The organism is Mesorhizobium sp. M0761 (assembly GCF_040320205.1).
Taxonomy (GTDB): domain Bacteria; phylum Pseudomonadota; class Alphaproteobacteria; order Rhizobiales; family Rhizobiaceae; genus Mesorhizobium.
The window spans coordinates 42,635-69,037 of the sequence record NZ_JAMYPF010000006.1 but is presented as its reverse complement, the minus strand read 5'-3'; the positions used below and the strand labels follow the sequence as shown (position 1 = coordinate 69,037).

Genomic DNA, 26,403 nt, shown 5'->3' with positions numbered 1-26,403 from the left:
CGCGCGCCGTACCACGCTCTTCGGCCCGCCTCCACAAACATCACCGCGCGCTCGATTCGGTCATCCTCGCATTGGCGCCGAGATGATGCAGGCTTTGTGTCGTGTGCCTTGAACTCCAGGCAACCGGCGGATCGGGCAGATCGAGATCGAACTGTGCCCGCCCGAGCAGCGAATTGACGATCTTGGCGCTGCGCCAAGCCATCAGGCTGAGCTGCGGCTCGGCTATGCCATGGCTGAGCCGGCCGGCATTGAGTGCGTAGATCCGGCGGTCGTCGGGCCCGTCCCATTCGACCTCGAAGCTGGCGTTGAGCCTGTAATGACCGCGCTCGTCCAGCGCGATCCTGTTCATGAGCGGTGCCATGCAATCAGGAATGGCAAAGGCATAGCCGGTGGCCAGAACCACGGCATCGACGGTGCGCGTCTCGATGGCGCCGTCGAAGCCGTTGCGCATGATCAGCCGGTATTCGCTGCCTTCCCGCGTCACGTTCAGCACTTCGCGGTGCGGCGTCATGTTGACCGCCGTCGTTTCCTCCGAGAGGTGCCGCAGCGTGTAAAGCTGGCGATAGATCGCCTTCAGCGTGCTCGTCGATGCGCCGTCACCGGCAAGCAGCTGCTGTTCCAGGATCGTCTCGCGCCGCCCTTGCGGCAGCCGATGGAAGTTTTCGACATAGCCCGGCGTGAAGAGTTCGTCGGTGAAAGGCGAGTCGTCCAGTGGCAGGAAATTCGGCCGCATCGAGATCCACTCGATTTCGCGGCCGGCGAAGCGGTCGGAGGAGATCAGATGCAGAAGCACTTCGGCGCCGCTCTGGCCACCGCCGATCACGGCGACACGCTGTCCGCTCAGGCGATCGAGGCGGTTGGCGGCCTGGGCGTTGTGGAAGCATTGATCGGAGGCCGCCGCCCGCGCCCAGGGGGGGATGTTGGGCACCAGCCCGACGGCAATGGCGAGATTGCGCGCGTTCACCTGCTCGCGGCCGATACGCAGCCTGAAATTCGTTCCGTCGAAGTCGATCCGGTCGACGGCGCTGGCGAAGCTCAGCGAAGACAAGTTCTCGCCGACCCATCCGAGATAGCGGGCGAATTCCGGCCGCGGGATGGCTGAGAAATCCGCGTTGAGGAATTCATAGAACCGCTTCTGCGCGACCAGATAGGACATGAACGACCATGGGCTGGTCGGATGCGTCGCGGTGACGAGATCCTTGAGGAAGGATGTCTGCAGTTCGACGCCCGGCAGCATCATGCCCGGGTGCCATTCGAGCCGCGTCGCCCGATCGAAGAAGCGCGCTTCGACGCCGTCCACCGCATCGAGATGGGCGGCGAGGCTGAGATTGAACGGCCCGATGCCGATGCCTGCGAGGTCAAGCGTATGGGTCATGGCGAACTCCTTATGGAGCTGGCTGGGCTGATGGGAGATCGCCGGGCTGACTCGGGGTTAAGCGGATTGTCGAGCGGTGTGCCAAGGTCAGGCAGAGGGCGTTCGCCGCTGTCGCCGTAGCCGATGGCGAAGCGCACCTTGTTGATGGCGATGCGTGGGATCTTCGGAGCAAACAGATCGAAGAGCGCGAACCGTTCCGACAGCTCAGGGTTCTGCGCCTGGTAGCGCCGGATGGCGGCGGCCAGGATGGCGTAGAAAGTCCTCTCGTCGAAGCGGTCATAGGCGGCCAGCGCCTCGGACAGGAAGCGCAGAACGCTGACGATGTGTCCCGTTTGCAGATGCTGGAGAAGATGTGCCGGCGGCCGGCGCTTCAGCGTCGACAGGATTTTGGGGTCGAGGCCGGCCAGTTCGGGAAACGGCTGGTCGACGAGATCGAGGTCGCCCTGGAAATCCTTGACCGCCACGCCGAGAGGCGCCGCTCCGTCGAGGATGATGGTGACGTTCTGGCCATGGGCGATGAAGCCGACGCCGTAACGGCACATGAAGTGGTAGAGCGGCACGAAGGCCGTGGAGAACAGGCGATCGAGCCATGCCTCCGGACCAAGGCCGGACTGCTCCATCAGGGCGCTGGCGATCGGCCTGCCATGCGCGTCGCGCTGCGGCAGGGCGCCCATCATCATCGGCCGCTGGCCCGCTGTCAGATCCTTTTCGGGGCTTTCGCGCCATATGGCGCCCAGCATCTCGCAAAACTGATAGGGCGCGCCTTCAACGCCGGTATAGTGCGGATGCGGATAGAAGGCGCCGGCGACTTCCTGCAAGACCTTGACGTCCTTGAGCACCGGGTCCGCGGCCGCCACCGTGGCCAGCCAGCGCGACAGATCGGCGCCGATCGCCATGTATTTGCCCGGCACGCCGCGCCACGCTGAGGTGTTGAGGACGGTCAGCGGCAGCTTGACGTGCAGCGCCTCGGGCCGTGCCACATTGGCAAGCGTGCGCAGCGACTGCAAGGGCAGGAACGGATCGCCGAACTGGCCAAGCGGCACCAGCCGGCCGGCGGCGATCTCGCTACCATATTGCGAGGCGATCATCGCCTGCCACTGCCAGGGGTGGACCGGCAGCAGCCTATGCGTCGATCGCGAGATCCCGGCGGCGCTGAAAGCCGCTTCGAGCCTTGCGCGCTCGTAGTCGCCGAGTGCGGCCTGCAGCAGCGCCTCTTCGTCGAGCCCGCAGTCAAGCGCCAGCAGGCAGCGATCGCTGGCGGCGGCAAGCCAGAAGAGCTGGAATGCGGTGGCCGATTCTGGCGCGTAGCGCTCGAAGTCGTCCCGTCCCCAGCCAAGCCGTCCCTTGTTGGCAGGGGCCTTCGGATGGCCGTCGAGCAATGCCTGCAACTCGGTATCCGGCAGCGCGGCTAGATCGGCGGCCGGTCGATTGCCGCGTGCCTTGGCGATCCGCATGTCGGCCATCAGCGTGTTGTAAAGCTCCTTCGCATAGGTGCAGAATGTTGCCGGCGACATGCCGAGCGTCTCGCGCGCGTCGGCGAAGAAGGCGACCGCATCGTCGACCGGCAGCTCGATGCCGGCGTCGCGAGTCAGCGTCTCCGGACGGACGGCGATCTGGCCCCACAGGCGCCGCGTCGCGGCAAAGCGATAGGTCACGCCGGGGCCGGGCGTCAGCTCCCATCGGCCGGGCGAAAGCTCGCGCGGCGACAGGCACTCCTCGAAGGTCAGTTCGGAAATGGCCTTGGCGACGGCGTCGCGGTTGATCGCGGCCCAGCGTGTCGCCTCCCTCGCTTTGGCAATCGGTTGCTGCACCGTCACAGCGGCACCTCGCGGAAGAAGCGCTCGCGTTCGCAGCAGACCAGCGCCGCGCGCTTGTGCGGGAAGTCGAACTCCTTGACCTTGTCGTAGGCGGCGCCGGCGCAATAGCTCAGCATCTTCTGGTGCGCGGCGCGTGGCTCGCCGACGACGCGCTGCGTGCGCGGCTCGTCGAGGAACAGATAGTGGGTGACGGAGCGGAACAGTGACAGCGTCTTCGGCCGGCCGAGATGGCGCATATTGCCGATCAGCCCATGCCAGCCGCGGTCCCAGTCGAGCGGCTCATAATAGGGCCCGAGCCGGTCCTCCTTGGCCCAGTAGAACTCGAAATAGCCGGTCGGCTCGCCGTCGAAGCTGGCGATGACGCCGAAAATATGCGGATCGCTTTCCTGCTCGGCGAGATATTTGTCGAGATCCTCATGGCTCTGGGCAAGTTCCCAGAAGAAGGCGACGCGGCCATCGTTCATCCAGCGATGGAAGAGGTCGAGATCGGTCCGGCGGTCGATCGGCCGCAGCGACACGGTGACGCCGATTTCCGGAATCCAGCGTTCGTACATCGGGCCGCAGGGGCGCGGTTGGCGCAATGGCGGCAGCCGGTCTTCCGGGCCGATAGCGGTCGTCAATGCCGGATAGGTGACATGCGAGGCCTGGCTGCGCCACAGCAGCGGCAGCTGGCGCAGGACCGAGCGATGGATGACGGCGCATTCCGGTTCACCCGGAACCGTCTCGGTGGCCAGCGCCGAAACCGGCCACAGCGTCTTGGCCGCCGGCAGGAAGGCGCAGTCGAAGGAAGGATGCAGGCGCAGCGCGGCGTCGACGAGACCTGCCAGGATTTGCGGTTGGTCGAGGCGGCCCCCAATGAACGCGACATCGTCGATGAGCAGGCGGCCATCCGCGTCGGAGATGCGGGCCTGTCCCACCGCTGTTCCCTCAGCGTTGACCAGGCTGACATGGCCATCGCCGGCACGGATGGCGAGCGGCTCCGCGGCCGAGGCCAGATGCTGCCATCCTTCGTTGCCGGCGACGGTGGCGGGTGACCAGTTTTTCGCAGCCTCGATGTTCATGCGTATTCTCTCACATGCAGGGGGTTGGGAAGCTCGACGTAACCGGCCAGCGGGTCGGTCACCTCGGTGTTCTCATTGATGTCGCGCAGCGCGATCAGGAAATTGCCCTTGGCAGCAAGCGTCGGCGCGTTGAGCAAATAGTCGACGCAGGACCGGTCAGCCATCGGCGTGGCGGCCAGCCGCTCGAGCGAGCGGCGGAATATCGCCAGCAGATCGTCTTCGTTGGTGAGGCCAGCGGCGGCAAGGGCTGCGACGGCGGCGAAAGCGCCATTGACGACCAGATAGTAGCCGAACAGCTTCGCGGCCGCTTCCGCTGGGAAGACATGATCGCCCGCCTGACCGGCCTCGGGCACGAATTCGCGCAGCCTGGGCAGAAATTCCTCGACATAACCGGTGCCCTGGCAGTCGCGAAAATAGAGCGCATTCGGCCAGCCTCCGGAAAGACCGACGACGAGGTTCTGCTGATGGGCGCCGAACAGCAGGCCGAATTCCGAGAAGGCAACGATAAACGGCTCGATGGCGGCATGAAGGAAACGCTCGAACCACAAACGCGCCGTTTCCTCGACAGGTCGCTTCTCGTCGCGGGCGATACGGTGGACCAGGTCGGACAGATGGCTTTCGGTACGGCCGGGATGGCGCTCGCAAAGCGCGCCGAGAACGGCAGCCGGCGGATTGCCCGTGCCGCGAAACGGATTTTCGCGAAACGAGACGATGGTATCCGTCATCAGCCGGCCGTCTTCGCCACGCAGGCCGAACCAGGCGGGCTCACCCAGCGCCGTCATGGTCGGACAGCGCCGCTGCAAGGCATAGCCGAGCTTGCCCTTGACCAGCCGGTGCACCGAAAGGCCGCGCCGGCACTCATGCTCCTCGACGATGCGCCTGGAATTGGTCAGGCGCAGGCTGAGCGAGAATTTCAGCATCCACTCGGCTTCAGCTGAATGAACCGTGCGCAGCGAGGTCGTGGCCCGCCACGCTGGTCCGCCGAGCCCAACATCGACGATACGGCCGGCGCAAAACAGGCGCTCGACGCGGTCTTCCAGCATGAGCCGTACGGCCTGCCACGGATGCATCGGAACGAGAACCTTGCCCTGTTGCTTGCCAGCCCGAGCAAGCAGCTGCGGATCGCTGGCGGCAAGCCCGCGGACCATCTCGGTGACATCTAGCGGCTCGACGCTGCCCCCAGTGAGGATGGTCGGGTCGACGGCCCACCAGCGCAGTTTGAACGCATTGCAGTATTCATGCCCGAAGCGCGCGGAATCCGTGTGCGTGAACTCTTCGCGACTCATCGGCGCCGGATGCACGGCATGGCCGAAGCGCAGGGCGCTTTCGGCATCGATGAAATCAGGATCGCCTTCGGAGAAGGGCCGCGACGATCCACGCGCCGCAGTCGCGTCAGCGATTGCGGCGATGCTGGCCAGGCTGCGGCGCAGGAAGGTCAGTCGGCTTTTCGCTGTCGCCCGGCCGGCAATGTCAGGCTCCGCCAGGATCAGCGCCAAAAGACTGAAAAGGTCGATCTCGGACGCCTCGCCATCGGCCCCCTCGCTACTAATATCGAGGCGCCAGAGCGGCATCGCGAAATCGTGGTAACCAACCTTCGAGCGATGCCGCGCCTCGACGAGCACCGCCGCGCGCGAGGCAGGGAAATTCAGACGCAGCACGGCCGCCTGCGGCCGAAACAGCCCGGTTTGGCTGGCGTCGACGAATTCCCAGCCATCCCATTCCCGCAGCAACGCGTTGAGGAACGGGCTTAATGCAGAGGAAGATTCTGGTTTTACTTGTTCCATGTGCATCCTCATAAATCCACACAATACTGTGGTATTATATCTTATACGCTGTGGTTATTAGAACATTTCTGTTGATTATTTATTCTAACCAGGAAATAATCTTCGCGTTATGACGACCAGTATGAAAAATCGATCTTCGCTTCTTCGCCGCCTGGCAATCGCGGTCTCGGCAATCGGCTTCGGCCAGTCGGCCTTCGTATCGCTCGTTCCCCTGGTGATGGAGCGGCTGAGGCTCGACACGTTTGCCATCGGCGCGGCAACTGCTGTCGGCGCGGCGGCCTTTCTGGTCGGCTCGCCGCTGTGGGGCCGCATGGGCGAGCGGCTTGGCCATGCCAGGCTGCTGCGCTTGCTCGGCCTCGCCATGCTGGCCGGCCAGGCGGTGTTCGCCATTCTGCTGATAGCCGGCATGGGAGCCGCGCTCGGCATCGCTTTGCTGATGCTTTCGCGAACCGTGTACGGTTTTGCCGCGTCCGGCGTCATGCCGACGGCGCAGGTCTGGGCCAGCCGCTCGGTTGCCGATGACAGGCGACAGGCCGCGCTGGGACTGCTTGGCGCCGGCGTCAGCATGGGGCGGCTGGCCGGCGCGCTGGCGGCAACGGCTGCCGTCTTGTCGCCGCTGCTGCCGCCCATCCTGTTCCTGTTCAGCCCGCTGTTGCTGTGGCTCGCGCCGGGCAAGGAGGCAGGCGGCGGACAGATCGACGGCAAGGCGGCTGATGCCGGCCGTGGAATATCGCCCTTCGATCGCCGCGCTCTGCCTTGCCTGGTGATAGGCTTGTGCCTGACTCTGGGCTTCGGACAGGCACAGATGATGCTCGGCCCGCTGGTCCAACAGCGTTTTGGCCTTGGTGCGACGCAGGCCACGACGGTGACCGGCCTGGCCTTGATGCTGGTGGCTGTCGTCATGGTTCTGGTTCAGGGTCTGGTCGTGGCGCGCCTGCGGCTGGCCGAGCGCAACAGCGTTGTCGTCGGATGCCTCCTGGTTTGCGGCGGCATGACGATGCTGACCGTCACGGCAAGCCACGTCGCCTCGGCTGCAGCCCTGATGGTGGCGGCGGCCGGCATTGCCCTGGCTACACCCGGCTACACCGCCTGGCTGATGAAGCGCCTGGAGCCCGGCGAGCAGGGCGCGGCGGCCGGCTGGCTCACCAGCACCCATGTGCTCGGCCAGAGCATCGGCGCATTGGCCGGCGGCTTCGCCTTCACGCTCTGGCCCTTTGCGCCGCTGGCCGGCTGCGCGGCGCTGGCTCTGGCCGCCGCCGGTCTTGCAGCCATGGTTCATAAGCACTAGCGAACCCGCGCTCATTCGGCGACCTCCGGCAGCGGCATCGACGTTCCTGGCTGGGTCTTTGCGGCATCGGCGAAATGGGCATTCAGCATGCGATAGGTCGCCAGCACGGCGATGCCCGACAGCACTGTCGCCAGGGTGAACAGCGCGGAGTAGCCGAGCATGTCGGCGAGGCGGCCGGCCAGCATGGAGCCGACGAGATAGACGATGAGCTGGGCGCAGGACAGGATGGTGAAATCGGTGCCGGGCTGGTCCGACGACGCCACGGACATGAACAGGCTGTAGAGCGCCACGATCTCCATGTAGCGCACCAGCGTCTGCAGGAACGAGGCGCCGAAGATCGGCCAGAAGCCGGCGATAGCGCCGAAAGCGTGCAGCGCGAAGATCAGGAAGCAGATGGTGCGCAGCGCGCCGAGCAGGCCGAGCACCGAGGCGGCGCCGCGCTTGTGCAGCAGCCACGCCGCCAGCGCCGAGCCGCCAAGCCCGACGGTGAGCGCAGCACCCCCCGAGAGATAACCGATGATGTCGAGCGGCACGCCGGCATCGACGAGATAGGAGCCTTCCATCGACTTCACCAGCCCCTCGCTGGCGCGGTAGATGAGCGCGATCCACAGGATCTGGCGTGCCTCCGGCCGGCGCAGAAAGCGCAGGATCGAGGGGCGGTCGATGGCCGCCTGCGGCGCGCTGGCGACGGGATCGGTCTCGCGCATGGCGAAGGCGGCGACCAGCGGGATGATGGACAGCGCGGCCACCATGGCCACCATGGTTTGCCAGCCGGCATGATGATAAGCCAACAGGCCGAGCGTGCCGCCGAGAACGACGCCGAGCGCGACGGCGCCGCCCTGGATCGCATTGCCGATCGGCCTGTCCTTCGGGTCGAGATATTTGGCCGCGTAGCCGTCGGTGGCGATGTCCTGGGTCGACATCAACAGGCTCACGACAAGGCCGACGGCAAAGATACCGGCGACATCGGTCGGCTCGATCCAAAGCATGGCCGCGATGCCGGCGATGACGCCGATCTGGGTGATGATGACCCAGCCGGCGCGATGGGCGCGGGCCACTGGCCGAAAGTGATCGACCAGCGGCGCCCACAGGAATTTCAGCACCAGCGGCAGCATCAGCAGCGCCATCATGCCGATGGCGGTGCGCGACACGCCCTGCTCGCGCAGGATCGGCGGGATCGTCGCGGCAAACAGATAGCTCGGGATGGCCTGCGCCAGATAAAGGCAGGCGAGAACGACGAAAAGCCGCAGGCGCGAAAGCCCGGCGGGCGCCGGCCGGTCTGCGTCGGCGCTCATTTGACATAATCCTTCGGTGCGTAACCCGTTCAGGAAGGCGCCGGCCTCCGCCCGGCTGCGGGTGACGAGCACTGGAAAGCCGAACAGGCTTTGCCAGATGCGCTGCATGTTCTCGTCGACGGCGGTGCGCACCAGCGCACAGGCGCGGCAGGCTTTTTCGAGCTGCTCGCGTTCCGCCTTGTACCAGAGGTTTTGCGCCTTGCGCTGGGCGTCGCTCAGCGCGATCTCGATGCGGATATCGACCAGGAGCACGAACGGCTCCCGTTCCTGCGAAAGGCGGCCGAGCGCCTCGATATAGCGCGCGCCATCCGCCGGATCGGCTGGCGCTTCTGCCAGCAGCGAGACCAATGCACCGTTTCGTTGGAGAGACACCGCCACCGCCGCCCCTCAGAATGTGATCTGGTAGGACAACGCAACCGAACGTCCCAGACCCGGAACGTCGGCGCCGCGGGTCGCCGATGCGGAAGGGTTGATGTAGTAGGTGTCGAACACATTGCGCACGGCAAGGTTCAGCACGCTTTCATTGCCGAACGTCTTCGAGACGGCGAGATTGACCAGTGCTGCACCGTCCAGTTCCTGGGTGGCGATGCGGTCGCGTCCGGAAAACAGCTCCAACTCGCTGCGCAGGGTCAGCTCGTTCTCGAAACGGGTGGTGAGATAGACCAGGCCCTTGTAGGTCGAGGGGACACGGTTGTTCGGCAGATACTCGTTCGCTTCGATGTGGCCGTCGCGATCCGCGTCGTATTTGCCTTCGACATAGCCGACCGATCCGCCCAGCGTGAACATGCCGCTGAGGTCTGCCTCGAGATTGGCTTCGACGCCCCAGATACGTTCCTTCTGCTGCGACACCCGGTTGTTGACGATGTCGTAGCTGACGCCGTTGTCCGAGGTCGACAGATAGGTGCTGACGCCGCCGCGATAGTCGCCCCAATCGCCGCGCAGACCGGCTTCCCAGGTGTTCACCAGCTGGGGTTCAGGCGCGATATCGGCATAGCTGATCGCGTAATCCGGCGCGTTGGTGCACGGCAGCAGCGGCCGGATGGCGGTGCCATAGGCGTCGCAGGTTTCGGCGTTGGAGTTCAACCCGGCCCGGCGGGTGAAGCCGCCAATGTCGGTCAGGCTGTAGCCTTGCGAGAAATTGCCGAAAAGCTGCATCCTTTCGGTCAGATCGTAGACGGCGCCGGCGTTGAAGGTGACGGCGTCGTAGTCGAACGAGCCGCCGGTCACCTGGATCGCCGGCAGGCCGATAATGTTCCGGCCTAGCAGAACGGCAGCGGCAGGCCGGGTGAAGTCTTCAACGTTGAGATAAAACTGGTCGTAGCGCGCGCCGCCGCTGATGCGAAAGCGATCCGTCACCGGAATTTCGCCCTGCGCAAACAAGGCGACCGAGTTCTGGGTCGTGGGCGAGATGGCGTCCTGACCGTTGGTCAGCTGCTGATCGGTGGCATCGAAGACGTAGTCGGCGCCCCAGGTCAGCGTGCTGCCCTGAGTGATAAAGTCCATCGGCGTGTTGACGGTCAGGTTGACGCCGCTGCGCCGCGATTGCAGCGCCGTCTGGTTGAAGTCGGCGGTCGGGTCCGTACCCGGCGGCAGGATCACCGGCCGCGTCGGGTTCGTCGGTAAATACACCTGGCTGTTGACGGCCGAGAATTTGGTAAAGGGCGACTGCTTGAAGATGTCGTTGTAGAACGCCTTGACCTCCAGGTTTCCGAGCGCGAAGTCGCTGTCGGTGTATTTGGCGGTCAGATATTTCGAATCTTCCTTCAGCGGCTTGCCTTCATAGGGATCGCCGAAATCCGGGGAGACGGGATTGGTCGTGTAATCGGTGAACCAGTCCGGCTTCTGGTTGGCATAGGTCCAGTCGACGCTGGCCTCGAAGCGCCTGGAATCGAACTGGTAGCCGGCCACGCCGAAGAGATTGCCCGTGCCGGTGCGGTCGCCGCCGCCTTGCCCAAGCATGGCGTCCGAAGCCATCTCGTTGCCGTGGCCGGCATAGGTGCGGCGCGACAGATCACCGGACGCCGAGAAGAAATAGTCGAAATCGCCTTTCTTGCCCTCGACCGAGACACTGGTGCTTGGCCCGGCCGACTTGCCGGGGTTTTCGGTGAAGGCGGTGACGCCGGTGCGCACCGTCACCTTCGGCTTGTCGCTGTCGCCGCGCTTGGTGATGAAGTTGATCGTGCCGCCGGTGGCGCCGGCGCCATAAAGGCTGGACGCGCCATTGATGACTTCGATGCGCTCGACCGAATTCAGGTCGATCATCGACAGGATGCGTGAGACGTCCCGCAGCGGTGTGTTGCGCGGCACACCGTCGACCATGATGAGAAGACTGCGCCCGCGGAAGGTTTCCGAAGCGCCGGAAATGGTCTGGTTGCGTGGCGCGTAGCCGGGGACGATGCGGCTGATCAGGGTCGCGGCGTCGATATTTTCCTGCGCGGCTTCCTCGACCTGTTCCTGTTCCACGACCTGGACAGACTGAGCGACGCTGGAAATCGACCTTTCATTGCGGCCGGTGACCAGTATCTGATCGAGCACGGTGGCTCCCTGCTGGTCCGTCGGAGCGGCTTCCTGGGCAAATGCCGCGCCTGCCATAATCGACGAACCCAAAGCCGATGACCAAAGAAGCGTACTGAAAAATCTGCGCATGCTGTCCCCATCTATGCCCTGGTCCCCAGCGCCAGAGCGGAAAGGCCCAGTTATAATTCATGATAAAACGAGTCAACATTTATTTTGTGGCTTTTCAAATCAGGATTAGTCAGCGAACGGATGGGAGCCGGGTACATGAACGGCGCGCATTTTAGCCGGCGCTAAGATGTTGAGCTTTCTTGACAAAACGGCATAGGGCAGCCGGCGGCGTCGTCAGCCTTTGTGCTTACAAGAAGCTCTGCGGATCGATGTCGACCTGCACGCGAACCGAGCCGCGCTGCTTCGGCCCTTCGGCCAGCATGGTGCGGATGAAGCCTTGGATGTCGGCGCGCTTTTCACCCTGGATCAGCAAGCGGAAACGATGGCGCCCACCAAGCAGCGACAGCGGCGCCTCGGCCGGGCCGAGCACGAACAGGTCGCTGGCCTGGGGTGCTGCACGGCGCAGGCCGCGCGCGTGGCCTTCGGCCTCGGCCCGCGTCACCGCACTGACGATGACGCCGGCAAGCCTGCCGAAGGGCGGCAGGGCTGCCCGTTCGCGCTCAGTGATCTCGCGTTCGTAAAAGGCCTCGGCATCGCCCGAGACGATCGCCCGCATCACCGGATGGTCCGGCTGGAAAGTCTGCAGCAGGCCGAGGCTCTTCTTGCCGGTGCGGCCGGCGCGTCCAGTCACCTGGCTGAGCAATTGGAAGGTGCGCTCAGCGGCGCGCGGATCGCCATTGGCGAGGCCGAGATCGGCATCGACGACGCCGACCAGCGTCATGTTGGGAAAGTTATGGCCCTTGGCGACCAGCTGCGTGCCGATGACGATGTCGGCCTCGCCATTGGCGATGGCCTCGAGCTCCAGCCGCAGCCGGCGCACCCCGCCCATCAAATCGGATGACAGGACGATCGTGCGCGAGTCGGGGAAATGCGCCACGACTTCTTCAGCTATCCGCTCGACGCCGGGCCCGCAGGCGACCAGATGGTCGAGCGTGCCGCATTCCGGACAAGCCTCCGGCCGCTTCTCATTGTGCCCGCAATGATGGCAGACGAGTTGGCCGCGAAAGCGGTGCTCGACCAGCCAGGCCGAACAAACCGGGCAGCCGAAGCGGTGGCCGCAGACACGGCACAGCGTCAGCGGCGCGTAGCCGCGCCGGTTGAGGAACAGCAGCGACTGTTCCTTCTTCTCCAGCGTACGTTGCATCTCACCGATCAGCAGCGGCGACAGAAACCCCCCGCGCGCCGGCGGCGCGCGGCGCATGTCGATCGATTTGAGATGCGGAAGCGCCGCCTCCGCGAAGCGGGCAGAGAGAACCGCTCTATCGTATTTACCTTGGCTCGCATTGACCCGGCTTTCGACCGACGGCGTCGCCGACGCCAGCACCACCGGGAAGCCGCTGATATGGCCGCGCACCACCGCCATGTCGCGGGCATTGTAGAAGACACGGTCCTCCTGCTTGTAGGCGGGGTCGTGTTCCTCGTCGACGACGATCAGCCCGAGCTCGCGGAACGGCAGGAACAGCGCCGAGCGTGCGCCGGCGACGACGCGCACGCCGCCTTCCGCCACCTGTCGCCAGACCTTTTCGCGCATTCGGGGCGGCAGGTCGGAATGCCATTCCGCCGGCTTGGCGCCGAAGCGCTGCTGAAAGCGTTCGAGGAAGGCATGCGTCAGCGCGATCTCCGGCAAAAGGATCAACACCTGCTTGCCCCGGTCGAGGGCTGCCGCCACCGCCTCGAAATAAACTTCCGTCTTGCCCGAGCCGGTGACGCCGTCGAGCAGCGTGACGTTGAAAGCAGCGGCCGCGACATTGGCGCGCAGCATGGCGGCCGCGTATGCCTGGTCCGGCATCAGCTCCGGCATGGCGTAGGAGGGATCGGGCGCGGCGACCACCGGTCGAGGCGGGATCATCGCCGTCTCGAACACGCCTTGCGCCTTGAGTCCCTCGATAACCGTCGACGACACGCCCGCCGCATGCGCCAGGCCGGATCGCGTCCAGGCAAGCCCCCCTTCCGCCGTCTCCAGCACGCGCGTCCTGGCATCCGTCATCCGGTCCGGCATGACGAGGGTTCGCTGCAGGCCCTCGATCCACGGTTCTGGATCGAACGCCTCCGGCGCGCGCAACAGCATGCGCGCCACCATGCCGGGCGGCGACAGCGTGTACTGCGCCAGCCAGTCGACAAAGCGGCGCATGCCGCGGTCGATCGGCGGGCAGTCGAAGACCTGTTCGATCGGGCGCAGCTTTTTGGCGTCGATATTCTCGACCGCACCATCCCAGACGATGCCGGCAACCTGGCGCGGACCGAGCGGCACGCGCACGATCGAGCCCGGCACCACGCGCATGCCGGCGGGCACAGCGTAGGTGTAGGGCCGTTCGGCGGGCATCGGCACCAGCACCGGCGCGGCTGCGACAAAGGGCGAATCTTCGATCATCGGGCGTGACCTTGCCCCGACTTTGGTCTAGATCAAAGGGCAACCCCGAATGTGCATGGCATGCACATGGAAATCTTTCAGGAGACCCCCATGAAATTTTTTGTCGACACCGCTGACATCAAGGACATCAAGGAACTGAACGACCTGGGGCTGCTCGACGGCGTGACCACCAATCCCTCGCTGATCCTGAAATCCGGCGGCAAGATCGCCGAGGTCACCAAGCAAATCTGCGACATCGTCAAGGGCCCGGTTTCGGCCGAGGTTGTTGCGGTCGAATACAAGGACATGATGGCCGAGGCCAACATCCTGGCCAAGATCGCCGACAATGTCTGCATCAAGGTGCCGCTGACGCTCGACGGCCTGCGCGCCTGCAAGACGATCCGCACCGAGATGAACCGCATGGTCAATGTAACGCTGTGCTTCTCGGCCAACCAGGCGCTGCTGGCGGCCAAGGCCGGCGCCTCGTTCATCTCGCCCTTCGTCGGCCGCGTCGACGATACCGGCGCGGACGGCATGGAACTGATCCAGGAGATCCGGCAGATCTACGACAATTACGATTTCGACACCGAGATCCTCGTCGCTTCGGTTCGCACCGTGAACCACGTCAAGCAGGCAGCCCTGATCGGCGCCGATGTCGTTACCGCGCCGGCCGCGACGCTGAAGGCGCTGGTCAAGCACCCGTTGACCGACAAGGGCCTGGATCAGTTCGCTGCCGACTGGGCCAAGACCGGCCAGAAGATCGGCTGAGATCGGGTTCGATACAAAAAGGCCGGGAAACCGGCCTTTTTATTGCGGACTGCTAAAGTCGAGTTGGCAAGGCTAGGAAACGCTCAGGCCTTCTTGCCGTGCCTGACCAAATCCTGGGCGACCGACAGGCTCACCATTTCAGCCAGTTCGCGTGCGGCGCGGTTCTCGGCGTCGAGCTGCGCCCGGTAGGAGGCGAACTCCTGCGTCGGCTTGTCGAAAGATGATGGGATCGACCGCTTGCCGGTTGCGATCACCACGCCGGTCCTGGCATCGGTCAGCACATAGTTTGCGGTCAGCGTCACCGTGCCTGCCGTCGGCTCGTCTTCGTCGGTCTGAATCTGCACCACCGCGGCCGATTCGACCAGTTCGGTGACACCGAGATCGAGCATGTAGACCGGTGCCGTCGTCTCGCCGGCACCCTGGCCGAAGGCGAAGATCAGATTGTTGCGGACCTGCTGGGCATAGCGGGTCTTGACCGGCTTGACCGCGATCGAGGCGAGCTCCGCCGACGCGCTGACAGTCGAGCCTGCCGTCAGCGGCGCGCTCGAATAGAGCGGCCTGACCGTGCAGGCCGAAACCAGCGTCATCGAGGCCACCAGCCCGCAGAGCGCGGTGCGGCGCAGCACATGCGTCGTCTTTCCGAAGTCAAGCCCCGTCTTTTTGAAATCAGGCAACGACATTGACGATCCTCTGCGGCACGATGATCACCTTGCGGGGCGCCTTACCTTCCAGCGCTTTCTGCACGAAGTCGAGAGCCAGAACCGCTTTTTCGACCGCACCTTGGTCCGCGTCGCGGGCAATTGTCAAATCGCCGCGCTTCTTGCCGTTGACCTGAACCGGCAGCACGATCTCGTTGTCGACCACCAGCGCCGGGTCGTAGACCGGCCATGGCCGTTCGGCGACCAGATCGGTGCCGCCGAGCGTGTGCCAGCACTCTTCGGCCAGATGCGGCATGACCGGCGCGACCACATGCACAAGGATCTCCACCGCCTCGCGGCAGGCGCCTTTCAGCGCCGCATCGGCCTTGCCCTCGGCAACGTCGTTGAGCGGCGCGGTCAAGGCATTGGCAAGTTCGTAGATGCGGGCGATGGCCCGGTTGAAGCCGAGCTTCTCGATATCCTCGCCGATCGCTTTCAGGATCTTGTGCGCGGCCTTGGAAACGGCACCGGCCTCGCCATCCTGCGCCGCCTGTGGCTTGACGCCATCGAGCGTCTCGGCGGCGATCGACACCAGGCGCCAGACACGCTGGATGAAACGGTGCGCGCCGGCGGCGCCATCGTCCGTCCACTCGACGTCGCGCTCGGGCGGCGAATCCGACAGCATGAACCAGCGTGCGGTGTCGGCGCCGTAGCCGTCGGTGATGTCTTCCGGGCTTACCGTATTCTTCTTCGACTTCGACATCTTTTCGAGTGAGCCGATCGCCGCCTCTTCGCCGGTGGCGATCTCGATGGCGCGGCGCTTGCCGCCGACATCCTCGATCCTGACCTCAGCCGGCGACAGCCAGCGGCCATTGTTCGACGCACCGCCGACGCGGTAGGTCTCATGCACCACCATGCCTTGCGTGAACAGGCCCTTGAATGGCTCGGCCAGGTCGAGATGCCCGGTCGCACGCATGGCGCGGGTGAAGAAGCGCGAATAGAGCAGATGGAGGATCGCGTGCTCGATGCCGCCAATATACTGGTCGACGGCCAGCCAGTCATCGGCAGCCTTGGGCTCCGTCGGCTCATTGGCCCAGGGCGCGGTGAAGCGCGCGAAATACCAGGACGAATCGACGAACGTGTCCATCGTGTCGGTCTCGCGGCGCGCATCCTTGCCGCATTGCGGGCACTTCACATGCCGCCAGGTCGGGTGGCGGTCGAGCGGATTGCCGGGACGGTCGAACTCGATGTCGTCGGGCAGCTTGACCGGCAGGTCGGCCTTCGGCACCGGCACGACGCCGCAATCCTCGCAATGGATCATCGGGATCGGGCAGCCCCAGTAGCGCTGACGCGAAATGCCCCAGTCGCGCAAGCGGAAGTTCACCTTGCGCTCCGCCATTGGCCGCCCGCCTATGGTCTTCTGCTCCAGGAGCTTTGCCACCTCGTCGAACGCCTGCTCCGGCTTCAGGCCGTCGAGGAAACGCGAATTGATCATCACGCCGTCATCGACATAGGCCTCTTCCGTGACATGGAAGGTCTTGGCGTCGGCATCTTCCGGCATCACCACCGGGATCACCGGCAGGCCGTATCTGTTGGCGAAATCGAGGTCGCGCTGGTCGCCCGACGGGCAGCCGAATATGGCGCCGGTGCCGTATTCCATCAAAACGAAATTCGCGACGTAGACCGGCAGGGTCCACGAGTCGTCGAACGGATGCACGACGCGGATGCCGGTGTCGAAACCTTTCTTCTCGGCCGTCTCCAGTGCGGCCACCGACGTGCCCATATGCCTGATTTCGTCGATGAACTTGGCCAGATCGAGATTGGTCTCGGCGGCCTTCCTGGCCAGCGGATGGTCGGCGGCAACCGCCATGAACGACGCGCCGAAAATGGTGTCGGGCCTGGTCGTGTAGACCTCCAGTTCCTTCGCATCGCCAACCGGAGCGGCCAGCGGCCAGCGGATCAGCAGCCCTTCCGAGCGGCCGATCCAGTTCTGCTGCATCAGCTTGACCTTTTCCGGCCACTCGCCGAGACCATTCAGCGAGTCCAGCAGGTCCTGCGCGTAGTCGGTGATCTTGAAGAACCACTGCGTCAGCTCGCGCTGTTCGACCAGCGCGCCCGAGCGCCAGCCACGGCCGTCGATGACCTGCTCGTTGGCGAGCACCGTCATGTCCTCCGGGTCCCAGTTGACCTTGGAGGATTTGCGCGTCACCAGCCCCTTTTCGACGAAGTCGAGGAACAGCATCTGCTGGCGGTGGTAATAGTCGACGTCGCAGGTGGCGAACTCACGCGCCCAGTCCAGCGACAGGCCCATCATCTTGAGCTGCTCGCGCATGGCGGCGATGTTGGCGTAGGTCCATTCCTTGGGATGGACCTTGTTCTGCATCGCCGCGTTTTCGGCCGGCATGCCGAAAGCGTCCCAGCCCATCGGGTGCAGCACGTTGAAGCCCTTGGCCCGCTTGTAGCGCGCCACCACATCGCCCATCGTGTAGTTGCGGGTGTGGCCGATATGGATCTTCCCCGAGGGATAGGGGAACATCTCCAGCACGTAGTATTTCGGCTTTGGATCGTTGTTATGCGCTTCGAACAGCTTCTTTTCGGCCCAGGCCTTCTGCCATTTGGGCTCTGACGCGCGCGGATTGTATCGTTCGGTTGCCATCGGATGATTTTCACTTAAAAGCAGGCGCAGACCGCCGGACAAGGCCCGGTGGCCAAGGTAAATGTCGTCGCGGTGTTCACCATGGATTGCCGGACCCGTCAACTGCGGCGAGCCGGCCAAGACGATTAAAGACAGGCAGGATATGGACATGGCCAGCGCCGTCGAACAGTTTTTCGCCGTCAAGACGAGGATCGCTGCCGCCGAGCGCGAGGCCGGCCGCGACGCCGGTTCGGTGACGCTGGTTGCGGTGTCGAAGACTTTTAAGGCCGACGTCATCCGCCCGGTCATCGAGGCTGGCCAGCGCGTCTTCGGCGAAAACCGCGTGCAGGAAGCGCAAGGCAAATGGCCGGCCTTGAAAGCCGAATTCCCCGACATCGAGCTTCATCTCATCGGCCCGCTGCAGTCGAACAAGGCGAAGGAAGCCGTTGCGCTCGCCGACGTCATCGAGACGGTCGACCGCGAGAAGATCGCCGCCGAGCTCGCCAAGGAGATCGTGCGCCAGGGCCGCGCACCAAAGCTTTATGTCCAGGTCAATACCGGTTCGGAGCCGCAAAAGGCCGGCATCGACCCGCGCGACGCCGTCGCCTTCGTCGCCCGCTGCCGCGATGTCCATGGCCTCGCCATCGAAGGCCTGATGTGCATCCCGCCGGCCGACGAAAACCCCGGCCCGCATTTCGCCCTGCTGGAAAAGCTCGGCAAGGAGGCCGGGGTCGCAAAACTGTCGATGGGCATGTCCGGCGACTTCGAGACCGCCATAGCCTTCGGCGCCACCAGCGTCCGCGTCGGCTCGGCGATTTTCGGCGGCCGATAAACCTCGGTGATCTCGCCGCCCTAACAGTAGCATTGTTGCTGCATCGCTGCAGCGATGCTATATCTAGCCAAGCTAGCTAGGTACCTTCCATGAACTGGCATCTGCAGGACGCAAAAAACAATCTCTCGAAGCTGGTTCAGCAGGCTCGTGAAAAGGGCCCGCAGACCATCACCTTGCGTGGAAAGCCCGCTGCTGTCGTGTTGGCCGCTGAAGAATACGAAAGGCTCGTCGGCTCTAAGCCCTCACTTGCGGAATACCTTCTTTCCGGTCCCGAATGGGACGACGACTTCGTCGAAGAGGTCAATCGCCGCTCCAAGGGGCCCGGCCGAGACGTGGACCTCTGATGTTTCTTCTGGACACGAACGTCGTGTCGGATGCGCGAAAGCGAGGGGGGCCAGTGGCGGATTGGATAATCAAGCAAGAGCGCCAGTCTCTGTTTCTAAGCGTCATCACGCTCGGTGAAATCGCACGCGGAATCGAAATGAAGCGGCGAAACGACCCCGACACTGCAAACCATTTAGCAACGTGGTTCCACGGTCTGCGCCACAGCTACGAAAACCGAATTCTCGGCATAGACGAGAACATCGCTGCCCAATGGGGTCGCATCTCCGCGATCCGCACGCGCGGCGACGCAGATGGGCTTATAGCCGCGACGGCGCTCTTCCACGATCTCATACTGGTCACACGCAACGTCGCCGATTTCGACGATACTGCCGTCACAATGTTCAACCCTTGGGAAGCCTGACCCGCCTGTGTTGATCCGGTGTTGGGTCGGCCGCAGGTTGAGCCAGAGCCGGTCCATCATTGTGCCACCACTGGAAACGAAACGCACCGTTCCTATTTGCTTGGCGTCATCACCAATCTGCTGGAGCCGCCACCATGCGCTACAATCAACTCGGAAATACGGGGATGTTCGTCTCCGAACTGTGCCTCGGCACCATGACCTTCGGCGCCGCGGGCGAGAATGCCCAATGGGGCCTGATCGCCAGCCTCGACCAGAAGGGCGTCAACGACATCGTTGCCCGTTCCATCGCCGCCGGCGTCAATTTCTTCGACACGGCCGACGTCTATTCATTCGGCCAGTCCGAACGCCTGCTTGGCCAGTCGCTCAAGGATCTTGGCGTCAAGCGCTCGGACGTCGTCATTGCCACCAAGGTGCATGGCGCCATGGGCCAGGGCCCGAACGAGCGCGGCTCTTCGCGCGGCCACATCATGGATTCGGTCGAGGGCAGCCTGGAGCGGCTGCAGCTAGACCATATCGATCTCTACCAGCTGCACGGCACCGACACCGTGACGCCAGTCGACGAGACGCTGCGGGCGCTCGACGATCTCGTTGCCAGCGGTAAGGTCCGCTATGTCGGCGTCTCCAACTGGGCGGCCTGGCGCATCGCCAAGGCGCTGGGCGTTGCCGAGCGCAAGGGATTTTCCCGCTTCGAGACCATCCAGTCCTATTACTCGATCGCCGGCCGCGACCTCGAGCGCGAGATCGTGCCGCTCATCAACGAGGAAAAGCTCGGCCTGATGGTCTGGTCGCCAATGGCCGGCGGCCTGCTGTCGGGCAAATACGGCCCCGGCGCGCCCGGCAATGGCGAAGGCCGCCGCGCCGCCTTCAACTTCCCGCCGGTCGATGAGGACCGCGCCTGGGCGGCTGTCGCCGTGATGCGCGAGATCGCCCAGAAGCACGGCGTCAGCGTCGCCACGGTGGCGCTCGGCTATGTCCTGGCCAAACCTTTCGTCATGAGCGTCATCATCGGCGCCAGCCGCATGGAGCAGCTCGAGCAGAACCTTGCCGCGGCCGAGGTGAAGCTCGACGCCGACGATCTCGCCAGACTGGATGAGGTCAGCGCGCTGCCGGCCGAATATCCCGGCTGGATGCTGGAGCGTCAGGGCGCCGGTCGCCGCCCGGCGCCGTTCACCCCGAAGAAATAGTCACTGCTGTCGCCTGATGCTTGGGGGGTCATCTGGCTCCCCAACGTCTTTTCAGCTCATCCGCACGCTCTCGACCAGAAAGTCGAGAAACGCCCGCACCCGTGCGGGCAAATGCCGGCCCTGGCCGACATAGACGGCGTGGGTAGGCTCCTCGTCGCCCGGATTGATATCCTCCAGCAGCGCCGTCAGCCGCCCCGCCGCGATGTCATCGGCCACATGCCAGTGTGCCAGCCGGGCGATGCCGGCGCCGCCGACCGCCATCAACCGCATCGACTCGCCATCGCCGACCAGCGTGTTTCCCACGATGGGAACCGTGATGGCATTGTCAGCTGCGTCGACAAACTGCCAGCCATCGACATGCCGGACAAAGCCGAAAGCCATGCGATTGTGCCGGCTGAGATCGGCTGGAATCAGCGGTGTGCCATGTGTCTTGAGATAGGACGGTGCGGCAACGACCGTCATCCGGGTTTGCCCGAGCTTGCGCGCCACCAGCCGCGATTCGCCGAGCGGCCCGGCGCGGATGGCGACGTCGGCACGCTCAGCCATCAAATCGATGACGCTGTCGGTCAGCACCAGATCGACCGAAATCTCGGGATAGCGTTCGAGGAAATCAGGCAGCAGCGGGATCAGCCGATGCACCCCGAAGGGCACATAGGAGTTGACGCGCAGCCGTCCGCGCGGCGCGGCACCCACGGCCGCCTCGCGTTCGGCCGCCGCCATATCGGCCAAGATGCGCACCCCGCTGTCATAGAACGCCGTCCCTTCCGGCGTCAGCTGCAGCTTGCGCGTCGAGCGGGTGACCAGCCGCGCGCCGAGCCTTGCCTCCAGTCGCGCGATCAGCTTGCTCACCGCCGACGGTGTCATACGCAGCGAACGAGCCGCAGCCGAGAAGCTGCTCGCCTCGACGACGCGGACGAACACTTCGATCTCGCCGGAACGGTTGATGTCGGGTCTGGCCATCTGTGAATCTATTTCACAGGAAATATGCCCAAGGCAAGTCTGGTTCACAAGGCATGGCAACACGATCTCTGCGGTCGGGGCGCGGGTCTGGATAGCGCGCTCATTCGAGTTCGAACTGGAAACCGCCATGCCTCTTGCTCTCTACGCCCTCGCTGCCGGCGCCTTCGGCATCGGCGTCACCGAATTCGTCATCATGGGGCTGCTGATCGATGTCAGCAAAGATCTCGGAGTCTCGATCTCGGCCGCCGGCCAGTTGATTTCGGGCTACGCGTTGGGCGTCGTCATCGGCGCGCCGCTTTTGACCATCGCCACCGGCAACTGGCCCCGCAAGACCGTCCTTCTGGCCCTTATGGCGATCTTCACGCTCGGCAACCTCGCCTGTGCGATCGCCCCCGACTACTGGACGCTGATGGGCGCCCGCATCATCACCGCCTTTGCCCATGGCACTTTCTTTGGCGTCGGCTCGGTGGTCGCCACCGGCCTGGTCGCGCCCAACAAGAAAGCCTCGGCGATCGCGCTGATGTTCACCGGACTGACTATCGCCAACATCCTCGGCGTGCCCTTCGGCACCTGGCTAGGCCAGGCCTTCGGCTGGCGCGCCACCTTCTGGGCGGTAACCCTGGTCGGCTTGGCAGCCTTTGCCGTCATCCTGCTTCTGGTGCCGCGCAGCAAGGAAGCGCCCGAGAAGACCAATCTGCGCGCCGACCTCGCCGTGCTGCGCCGCACGCCGGTGATGCTCGGCCTCGCCACCACCGTGCTCGGCTATGCCGGCGTCTTCGCCGTCTTCGCCTACATCGCCCCGCTGCTCACCGAGATCACCGGTTTTGGGGAAGCCGCCGTGTCGCCGATCCTGCTCGTTTTCGGCGGCGGTCTTATCGCCGGCAATCTGCTTGGCGGCAAGGTCGCCGACCGCTGGTTGGTGCCGGCGGTGCTCGGCAGCCTCGTGGTGCTGGCGTTGGTGCTGGCCACAATGACCTTCGCCGTCCACAGCCAAATCCTGGCCGTCATCTATGTCGGCCTGCTTGGTGCCGCCGCCTTCGCCACCGTGGCGCCGCTGCAGATGTGGGTGCTGGACAAGGCGCAAGGCGCGGGCCAGAGCCTCGCCTCGTCCTTCAACATCGCCGCCTTCAACCTCGGCAATGCCGCCGGCGCTTGGCTTGGCGGCGCGGTGATTGCCCATGGCCTCGGCCTCGGCTCACTAACTTGGATCGCCGCTTTGCTGCCGGTCGCGGCTCTTGGCGTCGCTGCCCTGGCGCTGCGCCTCGATCGCGCCCCCAGAATCGGGGCGCCGGTCTGCGCCCAGTCATGAGCATCACTCGCAAATCCGTCTTCGACATCATCAAGGAGCATAAAATGGATTATCGACGTCTCGGCGCATCGGGCCTGAAAGTGCCCGCACTCTCTTTCGGCGCCGGCACTTTCGGCGGCTCCGGGCCGCTGTTCGGGGCGTGGGGCAACAGCGACGCCAAGGAAGCGCGGCGGCTGATCGACATCTGCCTCGAGGCCGGCGTCAATCTGTTCGACACCGCCGATGTCTATTCGAACGGCGCCTCCGAGGAAGTGCTTGGCGAAGCCATCAAAGGCCGCCGCGACGCGGTGCTGATCTCGACCAAGACTTCGCTGCCGATGGGCGACAGACCGGCCGACTACGGCTCGTCGCGCTCGCGGCTGATCAAAGCCGTCGACGCCGCCCTGAAGCGCATGGGCACCGATTACATCGACCTGTTGCAGCTGCACGCCTTCGATGCAGGCACGCCGATCGAGGAGGTGTTGTCGACGCTGGACGACCTCGTGCGCGCCGGCAAGCTGCGCTATGTCGGCGTCTCCAACTTCTCCGGCTGGCAACTGATGAAGTCGCTGGCCGAGGCCGACAAGCATGGCTACCCGCGCTATGCTGCGCACCAGGTCTACTACTCGCTGGTCGGCCGCGACTATGAGTGGGAGCTGATGCCGCTCGGTATCGACCAGGGCATCGGCGCGCTGGTGTGGAGCCCGCTCGGCTGGGGCCGCCTGACCGGCAAGATCCGCCGCGGCCAGCCCCTGCCGGAAACGAGCCGGCTGCACGACACCGCCGATTTCGGCCCGCCGGTCGCGGACGAACATCTCTACCGGGTCATGGATGCGCTTGATGCGATGGCTGAAGAGACCGGCAAGACCGTGCCGCAGATCGCCATCAACTGGCTCTTGCAGCGCCCGACCGTGTCCTCGGTCATCATCGGCGCCCGCAACGAGGAACAGCTGCGCCAGAACCTCGGCGCCGTCGGCTGGGCGTTGACGCCGGAGCAGGTCAAAAAGCTCGACGCCGCAAGCGAAGTGACCGCGCCCTACCCGTACTTCCCCTATCGCCGCCAGGAAGGTTTCGCCCGGCTGAACCCGCCTGCGGTGTGATCGCCGACGTTGAAGCTGCCAATCTCCCCCCTCGCGGGGGAGATCAGCTATACTGCCGCTCAGTGCAGCACGAACTCCCCATCCACCTTCCGCCATTCGTTCGGCGCGATCAGCTTCTGGTGCGTGTAGCTGATCGAATGCAGCGGCCCGTCGAGCCTGGCCTTCCAGAACTCGATGAACTTGATCAGCACCGGAAACTTCGGCGCCAGATCGTAATCCTGCCAGATGAAGCTCTGCAGCAGATGCGGGTGGTCGGGAAAATGGTATAGAATCTTGGCCGTGGTCAGGCCATACCCCTTGAGCATCAGGTCCATTTCGGAATGATCGCGCATGACAGCCCCTTGGCCTAGTTGATTCTCCATTCCTCCCAACACCGAATTGTGCGCGCCGTTCCTTAACTGTCTATTATTTTCCTGATCCCAGTCGGGTTTTATGCACGAAAACATGCAGTTAGCAGCGACCGCTGCCGAGTGCTGATACAACCGAAACGGGAGCTGCGGCATCCCGCCACGCGAATCCAACGTCTAATGTTGCCGTCAGCGCGGAACTGTTAATAATGCCGCCGAATTCGCGGCTGCGTCGCCGTGATCCTGGCTGTGGTCAAGCCGGCGGGGTGGTTTGGGAGGAAAGTGAAGACATGTCCGAGGTGAAGATCCACCGCGTCCAGCCGGCGTGGAAGAAGAATGCGCTGATCGACAATGACACCTACCTCAAATGGTATGCTGACAGCGTGAAGAATCCGGACAAGTTCTGGGGCAAGCACGGCAAGCGCATCGACTGGTTCAAGCCGTTCAGCAAGGTCAAGAACACCTCCTTCGAGGGCAAGGTCTCGATCAAATGGTTCGAGGACGGCGAAACCAACGTCTCCTACAACTGCATCGACCGCCATTTGAAGAAGCGCGGCAACCAGACAGCCATCATCTGGGAAGGCGACAATCCCTACGACGACAAGAAGATCACCTATAACGAGCTCTACGAGCATGTCTGCCGGCTCGCCAATGTGATGAAGAAGCACGGCGTCAGGAAGGGCGACCGCGTCACCATCTACATGCCGATGATCCCGGAAGCGGCCTACGCGATGCTGGCTTGCACCCGCATCGGCGCCATTCACTCGATCGTCTTCGGCGGCTTTTCACCGGACGCCTTGGCCGGCCGCATCGATGACTGCAAGTCGACCTTCGTCATCACGGCCGACGAGGGCTTGCGCGGCGGCAAGCCGATCCCGCTGAAGGAAAACACCGACAGAGCGATCGAAATCGCCGCCAAGGCCGGCACCAAGGTCGAAAAAGTGGTCGTCGTTCGCCGCACCGGCGGCAAGACCGGCTGGGTCCAGGGACGCGACATCTGGTACCATGACGAGATCGCCACGGTGAAAGGCGACTGCAAGCCGGAGAAGATGAAGGCCGAGGATCCGCTGTTCATCCTCTATACCTCAGGCTCGACCGGCAAGCCGAAGGGCGTGCTGCACACCACCGCCGGCTATCTCGTCTATGTCTCGATGACCCACCAATATGTCTTCGACTACCATGATGGCGATATCTACTGGTGCACCGCCGATGTCGGTTGGGTCACCGGCCACAGCTATATCGTCTATGGCCCGCTCGCCAACGGCGCCACCACGCTGATGTTCGAGGGCGTGCCGAACTACCCCTCGCAGTCGCGCTTCTGGGAAGTCATCGACAAGCACAAGGTCAACATCTTCTACACTGCGCCGACGGCACTGCGCGCGCTGATGGGCGCCGGCGACGAACCGGTGAAGAAGACCTCGCGCAAGTCGCTGCGCGTGCTGGGCTCGGTCGGCGAACCGATCAATCCGGAAGCATGGGAGTGGTATTTCAACGTCGTCGGCAACGGCAAGGTGCCGATCGTCGACACCTGGTGGCAGACCGAGACCGGCGGCATCCTGATCACGCCGCTGCCCGGCGCCACCGACCTCAAGGCCGGTTCGGCGACGCGGCCCTTCTTCGGCATCAAACCGCAACTGGTCGACGGCGAAGGCAAGGTGCTGGAAGGGGCGGCCGACGGCAATCTCTGCATCGCCGATTCCTGGCCCGGCCAGATGCGCACGGTCTATGGCGATCACGACCGCTTCGTGCAGACCTATTTCTCCACCTACAAGGGCAAATACTTCACCGGAGACGGCTGTCGCCGCGACGCCGACGGCTATTACTGGATCACCGGCCGCGTCGACGACGTCATCAACGTTTCCGGCCACCGCATGGGAACGGCCGAGGTCGAATCGGCGCTCGTCAGCCACGAGAAAGTGTCGGAAGCAGCTGTCGTCGGCTATCCCCACGACATCAAGGGCCAGGGCATCTACAGCTACGTTACCTTGATGAAAGGCGTGGAGCCGAGCGAGGAACTGCGCAAGGAGCTCGTGGCCCATGTCCGCAAGGAGATCGGCGCCATCGCCTCGCCCGACAAGCTGCAATTCGCGCCCGGACTGCCGAAAACCCGCTCCGGCAAGATCATGCGCCGTATCCTGCGCAAGATCGCCGAGGACGATTTTTCCGCGCTCGGCGATACCTCGACACTGGCCGATCCGGCCGTGGTCGATGATCTGATCGCCAACCGCCAGAACAAGAAGGGCTGAGGGGA

Annotated in this window: 20 protein-coding genes; 9 read left to right on the top strand and 11 right to left on the bottom strand. The window is 64.2% G+C overall.

The window, feature by feature from the left end; translation table 11 throughout:
• Positions 1-40: 40 nt before the first annotated feature.
• From NKI32_RS11870 to NKI32_RS11855, 4 genes are read right to left on the bottom strand one after another with little or no spacing between them, the layout of a single operon-like run.
• Complete coding sequence (locus NKI32_RS11870; protein WP_353002685.1) at positions 41-1,375, bottom strand: lysine N(6)-hydroxylase/L-ornithine N(5)-oxygenase family protein; 1,335 nt, start codon at positions 1,373-1,375, stop codon at positions 41-43.
• A complete protein-coding gene (locus tag NKI32_RS11865) occupies positions 1,372-3,192 on the bottom strand; it encodes an IucA/IucC family protein (protein ID WP_353002684.1) in 1,821 nt (606 codons plus the stop codon). Before NKI32_RS11865 ends, NKI32_RS11870 begins: the two co-directional genes overlap by 4 nt.
• Entirely contained in the window at positions 3,189-4,253 is a 1,065-nt protein-coding gene (locus tag NKI32_RS11860) for a GNAT family N-acetyltransferase (RefSeq protein WP_352741754.1), read from the bottom strand. Before NKI32_RS11860 ends, NKI32_RS11865 begins: the two co-directional genes overlap by 4 nt.
• Positions 4,250-6,037, bottom strand: coding sequence for an IucA/IucC family protein (locus NKI32_RS11855; RefSeq protein WP_353002683.1), 1,788 nt, complete (start codon positions 6,035-6,037; stop codon positions 4,250-4,252). The genes NKI32_RS11860 and NKI32_RS11855 overlap by 4 nt, the downstream gene beginning before the upstream one ends.
• Before the next feature lie 121 nt (positions 6,038-6,158).
• Between NKI32_RS11855 and NKI32_RS11850 the strand changes: the two genes are divergently transcribed.
• Positions 6,159-7,325: an MFS transporter gene (locus NKI32_RS11850; protein WP_353002682.1), complete on the top strand. Its 1,167-nt coding sequence runs from the start codon at positions 6,159-6,161 to the stop codon at positions 7,323-7,325.
• An 11-nt stretch (positions 7,326-7,336) separates the two neighbouring features.
• Here the strand turns inward: NKI32_RS11850 and NKI32_RS11845 are convergent, their stop codons facing one another.
• The 3 genes from NKI32_RS11845 to NKI32_RS11835 all read right to left on the bottom strand — a co-directional run bounded on the left by NKI32_RS11845 (position 7,337) and on the right by NKI32_RS11835 (position 13,676).
• Positions 7,337-8,620, bottom strand: a complete 1,284-nt coding sequence (locus NKI32_RS11845; protein WP_353002813.1) for a RhtX/FptX family siderophore transporter — start codon at positions 8,618-8,620, stop codon at positions 7,337-7,339.
• A 387-nt stretch (positions 8,621-9,007) separates the two neighbouring features.
• Positions 9,008-11,212 carry a TonB-dependent receptor gene (locus NKI32_RS11840; RefSeq protein ID WP_353002681.1) on the bottom strand — a complete coding sequence of 735 codons (2,205 nt, stop codon included), beginning with the start codon at positions 11,210-11,212 and terminating at the stop codon, positions 9,008-9,010.
• A gap of 280 nt (positions 11,213-11,492) precedes the next feature.
• Positions 11,493-13,676, bottom strand: a complete 2,184-nt coding sequence (locus tag NKI32_RS11835) for a primosomal protein N' (RefSeq protein WP_353002679.1) — start codon at positions 13,674-13,676, stop codon at positions 11,493-11,495.
• 90 nt (positions 13,677-13,766) lie between these two features.
• Here NKI32_RS11835 and fsa point away from each other — a divergent pair, with 90 nt between their 5' ends.
• Positions 13,767-14,423, top strand: a complete 657-nt coding sequence (gene fsa / locus NKI32_RS11830; protein ID WP_023688874.1) for a fructose-6-phosphate aldolase — start codon at positions 13,767-13,769, stop codon at positions 14,421-14,423.
• A gap of 83 nt (positions 14,424-14,506) precedes the next feature.
• On the opposite strand, the gene NKI32_RS11825 is transcribed toward fsa, so the two are convergent.
• Together NKI32_RS11825 and leuS are read right to left on the bottom strand one after the other, a co-directional pair.
• Positions 14,507-15,103 carry an LPS assembly lipoprotein LptE gene (locus NKI32_RS11825; protein WP_023698237.1) on the bottom strand — a complete coding sequence of 199 codons (597 nt, stop codon included), beginning with the start codon at positions 15,101-15,103 and terminating at the stop codon, positions 14,507-14,509.
• Positions 15,090-17,717: a leucine--tRNA ligase gene (gene leuS, locus NKI32_RS11820; protein ID WP_023827097.1), complete on the bottom strand. Its 2,628-nt coding sequence runs from the start codon at positions 17,715-17,717 to the stop codon at positions 15,090-15,092. The genes NKI32_RS11825 and leuS overlap by 14 nt, the downstream gene beginning before the upstream one ends.
• Positions 17,718-17,865: 148 nt before the next feature.
• Here leuS and NKI32_RS11815 point away from each other — a divergent pair, with 148 nt between their 5' ends.
• The 4 genes from NKI32_RS11815 (at position 17,866) to NKI32_RS11800 (ending at position 20,457) form a co-directional block, all read left to right on the top strand.
• Positions 17,866-18,528: a YggS family pyridoxal phosphate-dependent enzyme gene (locus NKI32_RS11815; RefSeq protein WP_353002678.1), complete on the top strand. Its 663-nt coding sequence runs from the start codon at positions 17,866-17,868 to the stop codon at positions 18,526-18,528.
• 89 nt (positions 18,529-18,617) lie between these two features.
• Positions 18,618-18,872, top strand: a complete 255-nt coding sequence (locus tag NKI32_RS11810) for a type II toxin-antitoxin system Phd/YefM family antitoxin (protein WP_023684084.1) — start codon at positions 18,618-18,620, stop codon at positions 18,870-18,872.
• On the top strand, positions 18,872-19,273 hold the full coding sequence (locus tag NKI32_RS11805; RefSeq protein WP_023684083.1) for a type II toxin-antitoxin system VapC family toxin: 402 nt from the start codon (positions 18,872-18,874) through the stop codon (positions 19,271-19,273). The genes NKI32_RS11810 and NKI32_RS11805 overlap by 1 nt, the downstream gene beginning before the upstream one ends.
• A 134-nt stretch (positions 19,274-19,407) precedes the next feature.
• On the top strand, positions 19,408-20,457 hold the full coding sequence (locus NKI32_RS11800) for an aldo/keto reductase (protein ID WP_023668653.1): 1,050 nt from the start codon (positions 19,408-19,410) through the stop codon (positions 20,455-20,457).
• A gap of 51 nt (positions 20,458-20,508) precedes the next feature.
• Here NKI32_RS11800 and NKI32_RS11795 read toward each other — a convergent pair whose 3' ends face one another.
• On the bottom strand, positions 20,509-21,417 hold the full coding sequence (locus tag NKI32_RS11795; protein ID WP_353002677.1) for a LysR family transcriptional regulator: 909 nt from the start codon (positions 21,415-21,417) through the stop codon (positions 20,509-20,511).
• 127 nt (positions 21,418-21,544) lie between these two features.
• On the opposite strand from NKI32_RS11795, the gene NKI32_RS11790 reads away from it, so the two are divergent.
• Together NKI32_RS11790 and NKI32_RS11785 are read left to right on the top strand one after the other, a co-directional pair.
• Positions 21,545-22,726, top strand: a complete 1,182-nt coding sequence (locus NKI32_RS11790) for an MFS transporter (protein WP_353002676.1) — start codon at positions 21,545-21,547, stop codon at positions 22,724-22,726.
• 44 nt (positions 22,727-22,770) lie between these two features.
• Entirely contained in the window at positions 22,771-23,805 is a 1,035-nt protein-coding gene (locus tag NKI32_RS11785; protein WP_352519143.1) for an aldo/keto reductase, read from the top strand.
• A gap of 59 nt (positions 23,806-23,864) precedes the next feature.
• Here NKI32_RS11785 and NKI32_RS11780 read toward each other — a convergent pair whose 3' ends face one another.
• Positions 23,865-24,137: an usg protein gene (locus tag NKI32_RS11780; protein WP_023668649.1), complete on the bottom strand. Its 273-nt coding sequence runs from the start codon at positions 24,135-24,137 to the stop codon at positions 23,865-23,867.
• Between the two features lie 305 nt (positions 24,138-24,442).
• Between NKI32_RS11780 and acs the strand changes: the two genes are divergently transcribed.
• On the top strand, positions 24,443-26,398 hold the full coding sequence (gene acs / locus NKI32_RS11775) for an acetate--CoA ligase (protein ID WP_352747332.1): 1,956 nt from the start codon (positions 24,443-24,445) through the stop codon (positions 26,396-26,398).
• The last annotated feature ends 5 nt before the right edge of the window (positions 26,399-26,403 follow it).

Excerpts from the sequence above, each read along its gene's own strand:
- NKI32_RS11870 (WP_353002685.1), bottom strand. The coding sequence starts at position 1,375 with ATGACCCATACGCTTGACCTCGCAGGCATCGGCATCGGGCCGTTCAAT.
- NKI32_RS11860 (WP_352741754.1), bottom strand. The coding sequence starts at position 4,253 with ATGAACATCGAGGCTGCGAAAAACTGGTCACCCGCCACCGTCGCCGGC.
- NKI32_RS11855 (WP_353002683.1), bottom strand. The coding sequence starts at position 6,037 with ATGGAACAAGTAAAACCAGAATCTTCCTCTGCATTAAGCCCGTTCCTC.
- NKI32_RS11850 (WP_353002682.1), top strand. The coding sequence starts at position 6,159 with ATGAAAAATCGATCTTCGCTTCTTCGCCGCCTGGCAATCGCGGTCTCG.
- NKI32_RS11845 (WP_353002813.1), bottom strand. The coding sequence starts at position 8,620 with ATGAGCGCCGACGCAGACCGGCCGGCGCCCGCCGGGCTTTCGCGCCTG.
- NKI32_RS11840 (WP_353002681.1), bottom strand. The coding sequence starts at position 11,212 with ATGGCAGGCGCGGCATTTGCCCAGGAAGCCGCTCCGACGGACCAGCAG.
- NKI32_RS11835 (WP_353002679.1), bottom strand. The coding sequence starts at position 13,676 with ATGATCGAAGATTCGCCCTTTGTCGCAGCCGCGCCGGTGCTGGTGCCG.
- fsa (WP_023688874.1), top strand. The coding sequence starts at position 13,767 with ATGAAATTTTTTGTCGACACCGCTGACATCAAGGACATCAAGGAACTG.
- NKI32_RS11825 (WP_023698237.1), bottom strand. The coding sequence starts at position 15,103 with ATGTCGTTGCCTGATTTCAAAAAGACGGGGCTTGACTTCGGAAAGACG.
- leuS (WP_023827097.1), bottom strand. The coding sequence starts at position 17,717 with ATGGCAACCGAACGATACAATCCGCGCGCGTCAGAGCCCAAATGGCAG.
- NKI32_RS11815 (WP_353002678.1), top strand. The coding sequence starts at position 17,866 with ATGGCCAGCGCCGTCGAACAGTTTTTCGCCGTCAAGACGAGGATCGCT.
- NKI32_RS11810 (WP_023684084.1), top strand. The coding sequence starts at position 18,618 with ATGAACTGGCATCTGCAGGACGCAAAAAACAATCTCTCGAAGCTGGTT.
- NKI32_RS11805 (WP_023684083.1), top strand. The coding sequence starts at position 18,872 with ATGTTTCTTCTGGACACGAACGTCGTGTCGGATGCGCGAAAGCGAGGG.
- NKI32_RS11800 (WP_023668653.1), top strand. The coding sequence starts at position 19,408 with ATGCGCTACAATCAACTCGGAAATACGGGGATGTTCGTCTCCGAACTG.
- NKI32_RS11795 (WP_353002677.1), bottom strand. The coding sequence starts at position 21,417 with ATGGCCAGACCCGACATCAACCGTTCCGGCGAGATCGAAGTGTTCGTC.
- NKI32_RS11790 (WP_353002676.1), top strand. The coding sequence starts at position 21,545 with ATGCCTCTTGCTCTCTACGCCCTCGCTGCCGGCGCCTTCGGCATCGGC.
- NKI32_RS11785 (WP_352519143.1), top strand. The coding sequence starts at position 22,771 with ATGGATTATCGACGTCTCGGCGCATCGGGCCTGAAAGTGCCCGCACTC.
- NKI32_RS11780 (WP_023668649.1), bottom strand. The coding sequence starts at position 24,137 with ATGCGCGATCATTCCGAAATGGACCTGATGCTCAAGGGGTATGGCCTG.
- acs (WP_352747332.1), top strand. The coding sequence starts at position 24,443 with ATGTCCGAGGTGAAGATCCACCGCGTCCAGCCGGCGTGGAAGAAGAAT.